Below are 14,999 nucleotides of genomic sequence, written 5' to 3'. Positions count from 1 at the left end.
GGAACCATGCGACCGGCGACGTCCGGAACCACCCAGCTGGAGGACTGTGTGCTGTCCATCGGCCATCACTTCACCGAGACCTTCCACGCCGAGCACCGCGAGGTCAGGGACCTGCTGCTCGCGCTGATCGACGCCTTCGACGCCGGCGACGCGGCGCGGGCCGGGAAACTGGTGGCGGCCCTGTCGGCGGCCGTCGGGCCGCACTTCCGCTACGAGGAGGAGGCCATGTACCCCGGCCTGACGTCCGTCCTCGGCGCGCACTACGTGGACAAGCTGCTCAGCGACCACGACGACACGATCCGCAACATCCGCGAGCTGGCCGAGCTGGCCGACCTGGCCGCGATCGACGGCCTGGGCGAGATCGACGAGAACCAGGCCGCCTGGGGCATCGCCCTGGCACGGGAGATCCTGCCGCACGTCAGCGACTGCGACGGCCTGTCGCTCATGGTCGAGACGCTGCCCGAGGACGACGTCGTGCACATCCTGGCCACCCGCGAGGTGGCCAGGGAGATCAACGCCGACGTGCTCACCTGGGCCGGCACGCTGCGGGCGCGGCGTGTCTGAGGCCGGGCTCCCCGTCCTGATCCAGGGCGGCATGGGCGTCGCGGTGTCCGGGTGGCGGCTGGCGCGCGCGGTCGCCCGTACCGGGCAGCTCGGCGTGGTGTCGGGCACCGCCCTGGACGTCGCCCTGGCCCGCCGCCTCCAGCGCGGCGACCCCGGCGGCGACCTGCGCCGGGCGCTGGCCGGCTTCCCCATCCCCGAGATCGCCGAACGGGTGCTCGGACGCTGGTTCGTGCCCGGCGGGATCGCGCCCGGCACGCCGTACCGGCCGGTGCCCCGGCTCGGGCTGCGGCCCAGCCGGGCCCGCGACGAGCTGGCCGTGGTCGCCAACTTCGCCGAGGTCTTCCTGGCCAAGCAGGGCCACGACGGGCCGGTCGGCGTCAACTACCTGGAGAAGATCCAGCTCGCCACGCCCGCCGCCGCCTACGGCGCGATGCTGGCCGGCGTCGACTACGTGCTGATGGGCGCCGGCATCCCGGCGGAGATCCCGGCGCTGCTCGACGCCTTCGCCGCGCACCGCCCGGCCGAGCTCACCGTCGCGGTGGCCGACGCCGGCGACGCCCGCCACACGGTCGGCCTCGACCCGGCCGCGCTGTGGCCCGGGGCCGTCCCGGCCGGGCCGCTGCGGCGTCCCAAGCTGCTGGCGATCGTCTCCTCCCACGTGCTGGCCGCCTACCTGGCCCGCTCGCCGGTGACCAGGCCCGACGGGTTCGTCCTGGAGACGCCGGTGGCCGGCGGGCACAGCGCGCCGCCGCGCGGCCGGCTGGTGCTCGACGAGCGCGGCGAACCCGTCTACGGGCCCCGCGACGAGGCCGACACCGCCAAGGTCGCCGCGATCGGGCTGCCGTTCTGGCTGGCCGGCGGCTACGCCACCCCCGGCGGCGCGGCCGGCGCGCGGGCCACCGGCGCCGCCGGCATCCAGGTCGGGACGGCGTTCGCGCTGTGCCGGGAGTCGGGCCTCGACGACGGCCTGCGGCGGCGCATGCTGAGCCGGGCCCGCCGGGGCGCGCTGGAGGTGCGCAACGACCCGCGCGCCTCGCCCACCGGCTTCCCGTTCAAGGTCGCGGGCCTGCCCGGCACCCTGTCGGAGCCCGAGGTGTTCGACCGGCGTCCCCGGCTGTGCGACCTGGGCTACCTGCGCACCCCGTACGTCAGGCCCGGCGGCGCGATCGGCTACCGCTGCCCCGCCGAACCCGTGGACGCCTACGTCCGCAAGGGCCGGCCCGCCGAGGAGGCCGAGGGCCGCCAGTGCCTGTGCAACGGGCTGACCGCCGCCATCGGCCTGGGCCAGCACCGCGCCGACGGCTACCACGAGCCCGCCCTGCTCACCCTGGGCCAGGACCTGGCCTTCCTGGACGGACTGCCCGACGACCACTCGGCCGCCGACGTCGTGGACCACCTCCTGCGAGGAGCACCCGCATGACCGCACCACCCGGCGGGCGGCCGCTGCGCCGCGTCCGGCGCGACGTCGCCGCGAGCCCGTTCATCGTGATCTGGGAGGCCACCCGCGCCTGCCCGCTGGCCTGCCTGCACTGCCGCGCCGAAGCCGTGCCCGACCGGCACCCGGCGGAGCTGACCACCGAGGAGGCGTACCGGCTCATCGGCCAGGTGGCGGACTTCGGCACGCCCCCGCCGCTGTTCGTGATCACCGGCGGCGACCCGTTCGAGCGGCCCGACCTGCTCGACCTGGTCCGCCACGCCCGCGCCCGCGGCCTGGCCCCGGCCGTGTCCCCGTCGGCCACCCCCGCCCTCGACCCGGCCAACCTCGCCCGGCTGCGCGAGGCCGGGGCCGCCGCCGTCTCGCTCAGCCTCGACGGCGCGACCGCGCCCGTCCACGACGCCTTCCGCGGCTACGACGGCGTGTTCACCCGCACCCTGCGCGCCTGGCGGGCGGCCCGCGAAGCCGGGCTCAAGGTGCAGATCAACACCACCGTGACCCGCCACAACCTGACGAGCCTGCCGGACATCGCCGCCCTGGTACGCCAGGAGGGCGCGCTGCTGTGGAGCGTGTTCTTCCTCGTGCCCACCGGCCGGGGCCGCGACCTGTCGGCCCTGACCCCGCAGGAGACCGAGGACGTGCTGCACTTCGTGCACGACGTCGGCACCGCGATCCCGGTCAAGACCACCGAGGCGCACCACTTCCGGCGGGTCGCCGTGCAACGGCTGATTCTGGCCGGACAGGGCGTGGACCACGCCGAGGAGCTCCGGCTCGGCCCGCTCTACCGCACCCTGCGGCGACGCGCCGAACAGGCCGGGCTGATCGAGGAGCGGCGCACCCGCCGCCCGCCCGTCGACGTCAACGCCGGACGCGGGTTCGTCTTCGTCTCCCACACCGGGACCGTGCACCCCTCGGGCTTCCTCCCGCTGGACGCCGGGAACGTGCGCGACCGGCCCCTGACCGGGATCTACCGCTCCTCGCCGCTGTTCACCGCGCTGCGCGACCCCGATCGGCTGACCGGCCGCTGCGGCGCGTGCGAGTTCCGCACGATCTGCGGCGGCTCCCGCTCCCGCGCCTACGCCTGCTCGGGGGACGTCCTCGGCGAGGAGCCGTGGTGCGCCTACGAGCCCGGCAGCTTCCCCTACCAGAAGGAACTGGCCGCCCATGTATGAGCCGCCCATGTATGAGCCGCCCGCGCATGACAGGAGAAGGGCCGGCGCGCTGGCCGCGCCCTACGACACGATGCTGGCCGCCTACGCCGCCGCGCTGGCCGGCTCGCCGCTGGCCGCCTCCAGCAAGGCCAGCTACCTGCGCCGCGTCGGCCGCTACCTGACCTGGGTCGCCGCCGCCTCCGACCGCGGCCTGCTGGCGGGCGAGCCGCTGGCCGACACGACGGTGGCCGTCCGCACCGCCCACGCCTACCACGGCGAGCTGCACGGCCGCTACGCCCCCAGCACGATCAACAGCACCCTGGCCGCGCTGGAGGACTTCTACGCCCGGCTCCACCTCGGCGCGACCGGCATCCCCCGCCGGCCGGCGCCCGGCGACCGGGCGGGCGCGCGATGACCTGGTGGGCGGTGGTGCGCTTCCTGCACGTGCTCGGGGCCGCGCTGTGGGTCGGCGGCCAGCTCGCCGTCTCCCTCGTCCTGCTGCCCCTGGCCCGGCGCCTGCTGGACGACGAGCGCCGCGCCCTGGTGCTCGGCGCCGTCGGCCGCCGGTTCGGGCTGCTCACCGCCGCCCTCTTCCTGCCCCTCCAGCTCGCCACCGGCGTGGCCATCGCCTGGCACAAGGGCGTCACCTGGGCCTCGCTCGCCGAACCCGGCTACGGCCGCGTCCTGGCCGCCAAGCTCCTGCTGTTCTGCGCCGTCATGGCCGCCGCCGCCCTGCACGGCTGGGCCGCCGCCCGCGCCCGCCCCCGCCTGGCCCGGACGATGGCCGTCAGCGCCCTGGTTGGGTCGATCGGCGTCGTGCTGCTGGCCGCCGCGCTGCCCGCCACCTGATCATGGCCGATCGGAGACGCGGAAAGGGACTTTGGTCCCTGACAGCGGCACCGCCGGCCGCGCCATCGTGGAGACATGCCCGCAGCAACCGTCGTGCCGGGAGCCCCGCGATGACCGGCGCCGGCCTCGCCCGCCCTTGGGACGGACCCTTCGCCTCACACGCCGGGGTGCGCCGGATCGTCGCCGCCGCCGTCGCGGCGCCCTCGGTGCACAACACCCAGCCCTGGCGCTTCCGCCGCCTCGACGACACCACCATGGAGCTGTACGCCGACCTCGACCGGCTGCTCGCCGTCACCGACCCCCTGGGGCGCGGCCTCGGCATCAGCTGCGGGGCCGCGCTGTTCAACCTGCGGCTGGCGGTCCGGATGACCGGGCACGACCCCGGCGTCCTGCCGCTGCCCGACCCGGGCGGCCGGCCCGAGCTGCTGGCGACCGTGCGGGCCACGCCCGGCGGGCCGCCCACCCCCGACGAGCGGCTGCTGCACGACATGATCCCGCACCGGCGCACCAACCGATTCCCCTTCGAGCGCCGCCCGCTGCCCAGGGACGTCCTGCTCGACCTGGTCAACGCCGCCCACGACGAGGACGCCACGCTGCTCCTCGTCAAGGGCGGGACGGCCAGGCGGGTGCTGGACATGGTCGCCCTGGCCGACGACACGCTGACGGCCGATCCCGCCTACCGGGCCGAGCTGGCCCGCTGGACCCGGCCGGAGGGCGGCGCCGACGGCGTCCCCGCCCACGCCTTCGGCCCGCGCCCGCGCTCCGGCGAACTGCCCATGCGCGGCTTCGGCGGCGGCGAGGTCGCCGACTTCGAGGCCGAGCCGCAGCTCGTCGCCCTGTTCACCCAGGGGGACGGCCCGCACGACTGGCTGCGCGCCGGGCAGGCCCTGCAACGCGTCCTGCTCACCGCCACCGCGCACGGCGTGGCGGCCTCGATGTTCAGCCAGCCGCTCGACCTGCGCCCGCCGCAGCACCGCGGCGACCGTCCCGGCCCGTTCGGGCACGTGCAGATGCTGATCAGGCTCGGGTACGGGCCGCCGGTCCCGCGCGTCCCCCGGCGCCCGGTGTACGAGGTCCTCGACCGGACGGGGGCCCGGCGTGCCTGAGCGGCGCGGCCCCCGATCCGCCGGCGCTCGCCGGCCACGGACAGGAAGGTGCCCGGGATGCCGGTCGACATCCGTATAGAGAGCGGCAGGCCGATCGACCTGCCGCCGCCGAAGCGGGCCCGCGCGTCCTGGCAGCTGCGGGCGAACGCGACCGTCGTGGGCTGGCTGGCGCTGACCGTCGTCGCAGCCCTGGCGGGCGACGTGCTGCAGGCGCCGTCGTGGCTGCTGATCCACGTGTTCCTGCTGGGCGCGGTCAGCACGGCCGTGCTCATCTGGAGCGAGCACTTCACGGTGGCGCTGCTGCGCGTCCGCGGCCCGTCCGAGCGGGGGAGCCTGACCCGGCTGGCCCTGCTCAACACGGCCACGGTCGCCGTGCTGGCCGGGGTGGCGTATGGGCCGTGGCACCTGGCGGCGGCGGGCGCGGCGCTGCTGGCGGGCGTGGTGCTGTGGCACGCGGCCGTCCTGGTCCGGCTCGTCCGCGGCGCGCTGCCCGGCCGGTTCGGCCACGTCATCGGCTGGTACGTCACCGCCGCCTGCGCGCTCGCCGCCGGCGGAACCCTCGGCGGGCTGATGGCCGCCCGGACCGTCCAGGGCGCGCTGCACGAGCGCATGAGCGCCGCCCACTCCCAGGTGAACGTCTTCGGCTGGATCGGGCTCACCGTGCTCGGCACGCTGTTCACCCTGTGGCCGACGGTCCTGCGCACCCGCATGTCGGACCGGACCCGCCGGGCCTCGCGGGCGGGCCTGTGGCTGGCCGCGCCGGGACTGACGGTGGCCGTCGCCGGGCTGCTGGCGGGCTGGCGGTGGGTGGCCCTGGCCGGGCTGGCGGCGTACGCGGCCGGTGGGCTGGCGGTGCTCGTCCCCTTGGGCGACGCGCTGCGGCGCAGGAGGCCGCACACCGGCGCGGCGTGGATGCTGGGCGCGGCGATCGTCTGGTTCGAGGTGGCGCTGGCCGCCGATCTGGTGGTGGTGGCCACCAGGCCGGCGCACCAGGTCGCGGCCGCGCTGGCCCCGCTGCTGCCGCTGGTGCTGGTCGGGTTCGTGGCGCAGGTGCTGCTCGGATCGCTGCTGCACCTGCTGCCCGCGGTGCTGGGCGGCGGTCCGGCCCGGTTCAAGGAGAACGCGGCGCTGCTGGAACGCGGCTGGCCGGCGCGGCTGGTCGCGCTCAACATGGGGGTGCCGCTGCTGGTCCTGCCGGTGCCGCGGCCGGTCGCGCTGCTGGGGTGGGCGTCGGTGCTGGCCGCCGCGCTGGCCTTCGTCGCGCTGGCGGCGACCGCCCTGACCCGCCCCCGCCCGCCCGCCGCCTCTCCGTCGGTCGCCTCCGCGCCCGCCGCCTCTCCGTCCGTCGCCTCCGCGCCCGCCGCCTCCCCGCGCGTCGCCTCCCCGGGCGGCGGGGGCGAGGGCGGGCCGGGGTGGCGGCGGGCGTTGCCCGCCGTCGCCGGGGTGGCCGCCGGGTGCCTGCTGACGGCCGCCGCGGTGGTCGTCGCCACGTCCGGCGGGTCAGGACCGGCGACGGTGACCGCGACCGGCTCCCGCACGGTCGAGGTGACGCTGTCCGGGATGCGCATCCGTCCCGCCGTGATCGAGGCCCCCGTGGGGACGGTGCTGACGTTGCGCGTCACCAACGCCGACGCCCAGCGGCACGACCTGCGCCTGGCGACCGGCGAACGCACCCCGATGCTGGCCCCCGGCCAGAACGCGACGCTGCGCCTGGCGCCGCTGGGCGGTCCGGTGGACGGCTGGTGCACGGTCGCCGGGCACCGCGCCGCAGGCATGACCATGCGCCTGGCCCCGACCGGCGCCTCGGCGGCGTCCCGCCCCCAGGAGGGCACCGGCCACACCGGTCACACGACGACCGAAGCCGCCCCCGCCATGCCCACCATGCCCGCCATGCCCGCCATGCCCACCGTGCCCGGCCCGCTCGACCTGGCGGCGCCCATGTCGTCCGGCTGGCGACCTCACGACGCGACGCTCAGGCCCGCGCCCGGCGGCACCGAGCACCACGTCGAGATCCGCGCCGACGACCGGCTCGCCCAGGAGGTCGCGCCCGGGGTGCGGCAGCGCGTCTGGACGTTCAACGGCGCCATGCCCGGCCCGGTGCTGCGCGGCAAGGTCGGGGACGTGTTCGTCGTGACGTTCGTCAACGCCGCCACCATGGGCCACGGCATCGACTTCCACGCCGGCGCCACCGCACCCGACGGGCCGATGCGCACGATCCAGCCGGGCGAGCGGCTGACCTACCGCTTCCGCGCCGACCACGCCGGGGCGTGGCTCTACCACTGCTCGACCATGCCGATGACCCAGCACATCGCCAACGGCATGTACGGCGCCGTCGTCATCGACCCGCCGGACCTGCCCGCGGTCGACCGCGAGTACCTGCTGGTCCAGGGCGAGCTGTATCTCGGCGAGCCGGGCGGCCCGGCGCAGGTCGCCAAGATCCGGCAGGGCGCCCCGGACGGCTGGATGTTCAACGGCACCGCCGCCGGCTACGACCACGCCCCGCTGGCTGCCACGGCGGGGGAGCGGGTCCGCATCTGGGCGGTGGCCGCCGGCCCCAGCTCGGGCACGTCGCTGCACGTGGTGGGCGCGCCGTTCGACACGGTCTACAAGGAGGGCGCCTACCGGCTGCGCACCGAGGACGCGGGCGGCGCGCAGGCCCTCGACCTGGCCCCGGCGCAGGGCGGCTTCGCCGAACTGGTCTTCCCGGAGGCGGGCACGTACCCGATCGTGGACCACACGATGCGGCAGGCGGAGGCGGGCGCGCACGGCCTGTTCAAGGTCGGCGCCCCACCGCAGGACTGACCCCCCCAGGACCGACCCACCGCCGCGAGGACGCGTACGCTCGGCCGGGAGCCGGTCAGCCGGTCAGCCGGTCGGCGCCGGGGACTGGTCGGGCGTGATGCGGTCCCAGGCGGCCAGTGGCAGCATGATGACGGCCGCCGGGAACAGGCCGTGCTCCTCGTGGTCGATGTGCCAGTGGAGGCGGTCGAGGGCGTCCAGCACGGCGGGCCAGTCGGGCGCGGCCGGGTCGATCGCGCCGAGGATGCCGTGGATGTCGGCGTGCTCGGCGCACAGCCGCTCCACCTCCTCGGCCAGCGACCCCTCGGCGCGCAGCTCGGCGAACAGTCCGCGCTCCTCGGTGTCGGTGTGCGGGACGAGCCGGGCCATCAGGTCCGCCAGCAGCGCCACGGCGTCACCGTGGCGCAGCTCCCCGATCGCGCGGCGCAGCGCCCCCGCGCACTCCTGGATGTCCCAATGCTCCTGGGACAGGCGGCCGATCAGTGGGAACTCCCGGCAGCCGCAGTAATTGCACATGGTCACGTCCTTACAGGAGGGTCGCTTCTCGACGGCGGCAGCCGGGGCGCGCGCATACGCGTACCGCTCCCCGGGCCGCCCCTCGCCTCCACCCTTCCCGGCGGGACGACGCGCCGGTCAGGGCCGAAAGTCCCGGATCGCCCCCGACATCCGTCGGAAAACCACGTGACGGGCGCCCGCGGCGTCGGGGACGATCACCGCCATGGAGTACGGCGAACTGGTCGCGCGGGCGTCGGCGGCGGCGATCGAGGGCTGGGACTTCACCGCCCTGCGCGGCCGGGTCGTCGAGGAGCCGCTGCCCTGGAGCTACGAGCGCCTCCTGCGCGACCGGCTGAACGGCGCGGCCTCGCTGCTGGACATGGGGACCGGCGGCGGCGAGTTCCTGGCCGGGCTGACGCCGCTGCCGCCGCGCACCGCCGCCACGGAGGGCCACCCGCCCAACCTGCCGATCGCCCGCCGCCGCCTGGAGCCGCTCGGGGTCGAGGTGGCCGCGATCCGGGAGGACGACGTGCTGCCGTTCCCCGCCGACGCGTTCGCCGTGGTGGCGAACCGGCACGAGTCCTACGACCCGCGCGAGGTCCGCCGCGTGCTGGCCGACGACGGGGTCTTCGTCACCCAGCAGGTGGGCGGCCGCGACCTCGAAGAGGTCAACAGGGCCCTGGGCGCGCCGCCGCTCGCGTACCGCGGCTGGGACCTCGCCCGTGCCGCCGCCGGGCTGGCCGAGGCCGGGCTCACCGTGACGTGGAGCGCGCGGGCGCGGGTGCGGACGACGTTCCACGACGTCGGCGCGCTCGTGCTGTTCCTGCGGATGGTGCCGTGGCAGGTCCCCGATTTCGACGCCGTCCGGTACGGCCACTGCCTGCGCGCCCTGCACGACCGGATGGCGGGCGGCCGGCCGCTGACCGCCCACGCCCACCGCTTCGCCCTGCTGGCCCGCCGTTCACCCGGAGCGGGGGCGCGGCGGGCGTCCGGTCTCACCTGCTCCACGCCTCGTGGAGGGTGGTGATGGCCGAGGAGACGGGCCGGCCGCCGGGCCAGGTGACGGCCGGCCGGCCCGGCACGGGGACGCCGTCCACGGTGATCGAGGCGTGCTCGCACGGGATGATCTGCATCGACAGCCCGTGGCTGACGCCCAGGAGCGGGAAGTCGGCCATCGAGAACGGCCTGGCGTCCAGCGGCCCGGTGATGCTGACCGCCAGGCCGGCCGCCGTCGCACGGGTGCCCGTGGCGGGGTCCACGCGCAGGTCCACGGCGGCCCGCTGCACCCGCGCGGCGGGCCAGGACGGCAGCGCCGTGGCCTCGTCGAAGTGCCGGACGAAGTGCTCCTCGATCCACGTCCCGAGCTCCGGGTCGTCGCTGACGACGCGCAGCCCGGCGGGCGTCCACACCACCATCACCGCGCCGGCGCCGTGCGTGGACCAGTCGACCTGCCACAGGGAGGCGTACCCGGTGGGGACGTCGCCGTCGTAGAGGGTGACGTACGGGTTGGCGCCGGCCAGCAGCGGCCGGCGGGTCACGTAGGCGCTCGTCGGCGCGCCCTCACTGGTGCTGAGCATGAGCCGATCATGGACGCTCCCACCCCTGGATGGCCAGCCCGCCCACCTGAGTAGGGCGGTACTCATGCCCTCCCGCCGCCGCCGGCGCACCCTGCAAGTGACGGAACACCGGAAAGGAGCATGCGGTGCGCAAGGGCGTACATCTTCGACAGATCGGCCGCCGGGGGCTGCTGGCCGTGATCATGGTCGTGTCGGTCGCCGTGCCCCTGTGGTCGGCGGCGGCCCCGGCCTCCGGGGCCGTGGCGGCCCGCGGGCGCACGCTCGCCGAGCCCTGGTCCTACCTGTTCGAGATCCGCCGGCGCTTCCCCGCGCCGGAGAAATGCGTGGACGTCGACAACGGCTACACCTTCGACGGCGCCAACGTGAAGCAGTGGGAATGCGTCAACGTCCCGCAGCAGCACTGGCAGTACCAGCGGGTGGCCCCCGGGAGCGAGTGGTTCTTCCTGCGCGCCCAGCACAGCGGCAAGTGCCTGGACGTCGACAACGGCTACACCTTCGACGGCGCGAACGTGAAGCAGTGGCAGTGCGTGAACGTCCCGCAGCAGATGTGGCGCTGGAAGTACGCCTACACCGACGCCTGGTGGAACACCTTCTACTTCCTGGAGAACCAGAAGAGCGGCAAGTGCCTCGACGTCGACCACGGCTGGACGCACAACGGCGCCAACATCCAGCAGTGGACCTGCGACGAGTACGCGGGCCAGCAGTTGTGGTACTTCCGGCCGGTGTGACCCGGCCGGACGGCGCCGGCCCGGCTCCCTCCGGGACGGCGCCGCCTCACGACGCGGCCGGGGCGATGTTGTGGTTGACGCGGAACAGCCGGTCCGGGTCGTACCGGGCCTTGAGCGCGGACAGCCGCCGGTGGTCCGCCGCGGAGTAGGCCCGCCTGACCGCGTCCGGGGTGGCGTCGTGGTCGAACAGGAAGCCCGGCAGCCTCGCCCCGCTGCCCCCCCGCCGACCGCGAGCGTCTGGTCGACCTGCTCACCCGCCTGGCCGACCATCACGCCGCGCCGAGCGGAAGAAGGCCACCGGAACCAGGGTGACCAGGCACAGTCCGAAGGCCCACCAGAAGGCGGTGCCGTAGGCGTGCGCCGGCCCGTCGCCCTGGCGCAGCCCGCTGTCCAGGACGGTGGTGAGGATGGCGGTGCCCAGCGAGCCGCCGAGCCGGTTGACGACGTTCAGCGCGCCGGCGGCGCCCGGCGTCTGCTGCCGGTCGACCGAGGCGTACGCCGCGGCCATGGTGGGCGCGGAGACGCCGCCGATGCCCAGGCCGTACAGGACCAGGCAGAGGGTCAGCAGCCAGGTGTCCGGACGGGCGGGGGCCTGGGTGAAGGCGAGCAGCCCGGCCAGTGAGAGCACGAGCCCGCCGGTCACGACGGCGCGCGGGCCATGGCGGTCGGCCAGCCGCCCGGCGGCGAACGAGCCGACGGCGGCCCCGAGTGCCTGCGGGGTGAGCAGGAGGCCCGTCGAGAGCGTGTCGGCGTGCCGATCGTGCTGGAAGAACAGCGGCAGCAGGATCATGGAGCTGTAGAGCGAGGCCCCGAGCAGGAACAGCGCCACGCAGGCCGCGGTGAACCCGCCCTTGGCGAACAGGCGTACGTCGATCAGCGGCTGCCGGCGGGTGCGCAGCGCGTGCACGAGGTAGCCGGCGACCAGCGCCAGTCCCGCGCCGACCAGCACGGCGGGCGTCCACGCCCCCTCGCGCCCGCCCGCCATGGTGAGCCCGTAGACCACCGCCGCCAGGCCGGGGGAGAGCAGCGCCAGGCCGAGGAGGTCGAGCCTGGGCGCGCCGCCGGCCCCGTCCCCGTCCTCGTCCTCGTCCTCGTCCTCGTCCCGGGCCAGGACGCGGGCGGCCACCGGCAGGACGAGCAGGCAGACGGGCAGGTTGAGGTAGAAGATCCAGCGCCAGTCGAGCTGCTGGACGACCAGGCCGCCCACGATCGGCCCGAGCACCGGGGCGAACATGACGGGGATCGTCAGCACGCTCATGGCCCGGCCGATCCGGGACGGCCCGGCCGCCTGGGCCAGGATCGTCTGGCCCACGGGGTTCATCAGCCCGCCGCCGACCGCCTGCACGAGCCGGAACGCGATGAGGGCCGGCAGCGACCAGGCCAGGCCGCACAGGGCCGAGCCGGCGGTGAAGACCGCCACGGCGGCCATCCACGTGCGCTTGGCCCCGAACCGCCGGCTCAGCCAGCCCGACAGGGGCATGACCACCGCGATCGCGAGCAGGTAGCCGGCCGCCACCCACTGCACGTCGGTCAGCGACGTGCGGAAGTGCGCCGCCATCGCGTCGGCCGCGATGCCCACGGCGGTGGCGTCGATCGTGGCCAGGATGGGGGCCGCGATCAGCACGATCCCCATGCGCAGCAGGTGCGGGTCGAGCCGGTCGCGCGCGGCCCCGGCGGCAGAGGTGGCGGTCATCGAACACCCTTAGGATCGATTGACTAGGACGACTCCAAACACTAGGTCTGACCTAATCGTTAGGTCAAACCTAATGAACGCGCGGAAGGGCACAGCTCGTGACCGAACGATCCAAGGGTTTGCGGGAGCGCCAGAAACACCAGACCCGGCAGCTCATCTCCGACGTCGCGACCGGCCTGTTCCTGGAGCGCGGCTACGACGACGTCACCATCGCCGACGTCGCGGCCGCCGCCGGCGTGGCCAAGATGACCGTCACCAACCACTTCCCGCTGAAGGAGGACCTCATCCTCGACCGGCACGAGGAGGTGGTCGACGGCCTGGCCAGGGCCGTGTCGCGGCGCGAGCCCGGCGAGTCGGCCCTGGAGGCCGCCCACCGCGACTACGACGAACGGCTGCGCCGCCGCGACGGCGCGATCCCCGACGCCGGCGCCGACTGGCAGCGGATGGTACGCGACACGCCGGTGCTGCGGGCCCGTCTGCGCCAGCTGCACGACCAGGCCGAGGCCGAACTGGCCGCCGTCCTGGCCGAGGAGACCGGCGACGGCGGCGTCACGCCCCGCCTGGTGGCCGCCGCGCTCGCCGGGGTGGAGCGGCTGCTGTTCGACGAGGCCCAGCGCCGGGTCCTGGCGGGGGAGGAGTCCGAGGAGATCTTCGCGGCCCTCGCCCGCACCGCGCGGCAGGCCTACGACCTGCTGCGGCCCGCCATCGGCGACTACGCCCGCCGCGCCCCGGTCAGCGGTTGAGATAGGCCAGGACGGCCAGGACCCGGCGGTTGTCGTCCTCGGACTCGGGCAGCTGGAGCTTGCCGAAGATGCTGGAGACGTGCTTGTTGACCGCGCTGGCGGAGATCACGAGCTGGTGCGCGATGGCCGTGTTGGACCGCCCGGCGGCGATCAGGCTCAGCACCTCCCGCTCGCGCGGACTCAGCTCGCCGGTGCGGCCACGCGCGTCGCCGCGGGTCAGCAGCTTGGCGATGACCTGCGCGTCCATCGCCGTGCCGCCCCGGCTCACCGAGGTGACCGCGTCGATGAACTGCCCGGTGTTGGCCACCCGGTCCTTCAGCAGGTAGCCGACCGCCCCCGCGCCGTCGGCCAGCAGCTCGCGGGCGTAGAGCTGCTCCACGTACTGCGACAGCACCAGCACCGGGAAGCCGGGCCGGTCGCGGCGCGCCTGGATCGCGGCCTGCAGCCCCTCGTCGGTGAACGACGGCGGCAGCCGCACGTCGACGACCGCCACGTCCGGCCGCTCCTCGGCCAGCGCCTTGCGCAGCGACGGCCCGTTGTCGACGGCGGCCACGACCGTGAAGCCGTGCTCGGTCAGCATGCGGACCAGCGCGTCCCGGATGAGGAACAGGTCCTCGGCGACGACTACTCGGACCTGATCGCGCACGGCACCTCCAGATGCACCCGGGTGGGCCCGCCGGGCGGGCTGTCGACGGCGATCGTCCCGTCGAAGACGGCCAGCCGGCTCTGGATGCCGCGCAGCCCGGTGCCGTCGGCCGGATCGACGCCGCCGCCGCCGTCGTCCACGACGTCGCAGCTCAGCAGCCCGTGCCGGTAGGCGAGCGTGATCTGGACCGTCGCCGCCCCGGCGTGCTTGCTGGTGTTGGCGAGCAGCTCGTTGACCGCGAAGTAGACGGCCGACTCCACCGGCGGCGCGGGCCGTCCGGCCAGGTCGGTGGTGACCTCGACGTCGAGCAGGCAGTCCAGCGCCAGGGCCCGGATCGCGTCGGCCAGGCCGCGGTCGGCCAGGACCGGCGGATGCACGCCGCGTACCAGGTCGCGCAGCTCGTCCAGGGCCTTGGAGGAGGACTCGCGGGCCGTGGCCAGCAGGGCGCGGGCCGCCTCCGGGTCCTCGTCGAACAGCCGCTCGGCGTGGCCCAGCCCCATGCCCAGGGCGACCAGCCGGGCCTGCGCGCCGTCGTGCAGGTCGCGCTCGATCCTGCGCAGCTCGGCGGCCTGGGCGTCGACGCTGTCGGCGCGCGTCTCCACCAGCGTCTCGACCCGCTGCTCCAGCGCGGCCCTGCGCGACGGCCCGAGCAGCGCGCCGGCCCACCGGGCGCGCAGACGCAGCAGCGGGGGGCCGATGTAGAGGCCGAGCGCGATCAGCGCCAGCCCGACCGGGATCGCCGCCAGCGCGGCGCCCGTCGAGGTGACGTGGATGACGCCGTAGGCGTTCGCGCCGCCGGCCCGCAGGTTGGCCCGCCACACGAACGGCTGCACCGCGACGCCGTACAGGCCGTACAGCGGCATGCCGAGCGCCAGCGCGGACGCCCACGTGCCCATGAGCGGGTCGAGGACGCCCCAGAGCACGTCCCGCCAGGTCGCCGGATCCTTCAGCAGCGCGGACGCGTCCGTCCCCGGACTGTAGGGACGCTCGACGCGCACGCCGAGCCGGCCGGCCAGCCGCCGGGCCGCGTCCGCGACCGCGCGCTGCAGCGTCACCGCCTGCCGGAACGCCCCCCGGCCCACGCCGGCCACCGCCGGCACCGCGCTGAGCACGACCAGGACGGCCGCGAGCACGCCGGCCACCGACAGCCCGATCATGGCCAGCGCCCGCACCGGCGTCGTGAGTCTCGCCTTCACCCCTCGTCTCCCCGTCG

Annotated in this window: 16 protein-coding genes; 10 read left to right on the top strand and 6 right to left on the bottom strand. The window is 75.5% G+C overall.

Going from position 1 to position 14,999, the window contains the following annotated elements; genetic code table 11:
• Nucleotides 1–6 precede the first annotated feature (6 nt).
• The 7 genes from ACFYUV_RS45230 (at nucleotide 7) to ACFYUV_RS45200 (ending at nucleotide 7,907) form a co-directional block, all read left to right on the top strand.
• Nucleotides 7–564, top strand: a complete 558-nt coding sequence (locus ACFYUV_RS45230; protein WP_387680809.1) for a hemerythrin domain-containing protein — start codon at nucleotides 7–9, stop codon at nucleotides 562–564.
• Nucleotides 557–1,984, top strand: a complete 1,428-nt coding sequence (locus ACFYUV_RS45225) for a nitronate monooxygenase (protein WP_387680806.1) — start codon at nucleotides 557–559, stop codon at nucleotides 1,982–1,984. The genes ACFYUV_RS45230 and ACFYUV_RS45225 overlap by 8 nt, the downstream gene beginning before the upstream one ends.
• A complete protein-coding gene (locus tag ACFYUV_RS45220; protein WP_387680804.1) occupies nucleotides 1,981–3,171 on the top strand; it encodes a TIGR04053 family radical SAM/SPASM domain-containing protein in 1,191 nt (396 codons plus the stop codon). The genes ACFYUV_RS45225 and ACFYUV_RS45220 overlap by 4 nt, the downstream gene beginning before the upstream one ends.
• A gap of 7 nt (nucleotides 3,172–3,178) precedes the next feature.
• Entirely contained in the window at nucleotides 3,179–3,565 is a 387-nt protein-coding gene (locus ACFYUV_RS45215; protein WP_387680801.1) for a hypothetical protein, read from the top strand.
• On the top strand, nucleotides 3,562–3,999 hold the full coding sequence (locus ACFYUV_RS45210; RefSeq protein WP_358300499.1) for a hypothetical protein: 438 nt from the start codon (nucleotides 3,562–3,564) through the stop codon (nucleotides 3,997–3,999). The genes ACFYUV_RS45215 and ACFYUV_RS45210 overlap by 4 nt, the downstream gene beginning before the upstream one ends.
• Before the next feature lie 110 nt (nucleotides 4,000–4,109).
• Nucleotides 4,110–5,105 carry an Acg family FMN-binding oxidoreductase gene (locus tag ACFYUV_RS45205; protein ID WP_387680798.1) on the top strand — a complete coding sequence of 332 codons (996 nt, stop codon included), beginning with the start codon at nucleotides 4,110–4,112 and terminating at the stop codon, nucleotides 5,103–5,105.
• A gap of 57 nt (nucleotides 5,106–5,162) precedes the next feature.
• A complete protein-coding gene (locus ACFYUV_RS45200) occupies nucleotides 5,163–7,907 on the top strand; it encodes a multicopper oxidase domain-containing protein (RefSeq protein ID WP_387680795.1) in 2,745 nt (914 codons plus the stop codon).
• Between the two features lie 63 nt (nucleotides 7,908–7,970).
• Here ACFYUV_RS45200 and ACFYUV_RS45195 read toward each other — a convergent pair whose 3' ends face one another.
• On the bottom strand, nucleotides 7,971–8,420 hold the full coding sequence (locus ACFYUV_RS45195; protein WP_364341703.1) for a hemerythrin domain-containing protein: 450 nt from the start codon (nucleotides 8,418–8,420) through the stop codon (nucleotides 7,971–7,973).
• A gap of 202 nt (nucleotides 8,421–8,622) precedes the next feature.
• Between ACFYUV_RS45195 and ACFYUV_RS45190 the strand changes: the two genes are divergently transcribed.
• The gene (locus ACFYUV_RS45190) at nucleotides 8,623–9,426 is read left to right on the top strand and encodes a class I SAM-dependent methyltransferase (RefSeq protein ID WP_387680791.1); all 804 of its coding nucleotides are present in this window, start codon (nucleotides 8,623–8,625) and stop codon (nucleotides 9,424–9,426) included.
• Here ACFYUV_RS45190 and ACFYUV_RS45185 read toward each other — a convergent pair.
• The gene (locus ACFYUV_RS45185) at nucleotides 9,395–9,976 is read right to left on the bottom strand and encodes a hypothetical protein (protein WP_387680789.1); all 582 of its coding nucleotides are present in this window, start codon (nucleotides 9,974–9,976) and stop codon (nucleotides 9,395–9,397) included. The genes ACFYUV_RS45190 and ACFYUV_RS45185 overlap by 32 nt on opposite strands.
• Before the next feature lie 125 nt (nucleotides 9,977–10,101).
• Between ACFYUV_RS45185 and ACFYUV_RS45180 the strand changes: the two genes are divergently transcribed.
• The gene (locus tag ACFYUV_RS45180; protein ID WP_387680786.1) at nucleotides 10,102–10,704 is read left to right on the top strand and encodes an RICIN domain-containing protein; all 603 of its coding nucleotides are present in this window, start codon (nucleotides 10,102–10,104) and stop codon (nucleotides 10,702–10,704) included.
• 46 nt (nucleotides 10,705–10,750) lie between these two features.
• On the opposite strand, the gene ACFYUV_RS45175 is transcribed toward ACFYUV_RS45180, so the two are convergent.
• On the bottom strand, nucleotides 10,751–10,894 hold the full coding sequence (locus ACFYUV_RS45175; protein ID WP_387681002.1) for a BBE domain-containing protein: 144 nt from the start codon (nucleotides 10,892–10,894) through the stop codon (nucleotides 10,751–10,753).
• A 60-nt stretch (nucleotides 10,895–10,954) separates the two neighbouring features.
• Complete coding sequence (locus ACFYUV_RS45170; RefSeq protein WP_387680783.1) at nucleotides 10,955–12,397, bottom strand: MDR family MFS transporter; 1,443 nt, start codon at nucleotides 12,395–12,397, stop codon at nucleotides 10,955–10,957.
• A gap of 98 nt (nucleotides 12,398–12,495) precedes the next feature.
• Here ACFYUV_RS45170 and ACFYUV_RS45165 point away from each other — a divergent pair, with 98 nt between their 5' ends.
• Nucleotides 12,496–13,140, top strand: coding sequence for a TetR/AcrR family transcriptional regulator (locus ACFYUV_RS45165; RefSeq protein WP_387680781.1), 645 nt, complete (start codon nucleotides 12,496–12,498; stop codon nucleotides 13,138–13,140).
• Here the strand turns inward: ACFYUV_RS45165 and ACFYUV_RS45160 are convergent.
• Complete coding sequence (locus ACFYUV_RS45160; RefSeq protein WP_387680999.1) at nucleotides 13,130–13,720, bottom strand: LuxR C-terminal-related transcriptional regulator; 591 nt, start codon at nucleotides 13,718–13,720, stop codon at nucleotides 13,130–13,132. The genes ACFYUV_RS45165 and ACFYUV_RS45160 overlap by 11 nt on opposite strands.
• 44 nt (nucleotides 13,721–13,764) lie before the next feature.
• Nucleotides 13,765–14,982 carry a sensor histidine kinase gene (locus ACFYUV_RS45155; protein ID WP_387680778.1) on the bottom strand — a complete coding sequence of 406 codons (1,218 nt, stop codon included), beginning with the start codon at nucleotides 14,980–14,982 and terminating at the stop codon, nucleotides 13,765–13,767.
• Between the last annotated feature and the right edge of the window lie 17 nt (nucleotides 14,983–14,999).

Origin of the sequence: Nonomuraea sp. NPDC003560, from assembly GCF_042878785.1 — a bacterium.
Classification (GTDB): Bacteria; Actinomycetota; Actinomycetes; order Streptosporangiales; family Streptosporangiaceae; genus Nonomuraea.
The sequence above is the reverse complement of the archived record's forward strand: the minus strand, read 5'-3'. Positions and strand labels throughout refer to the sequence as shown.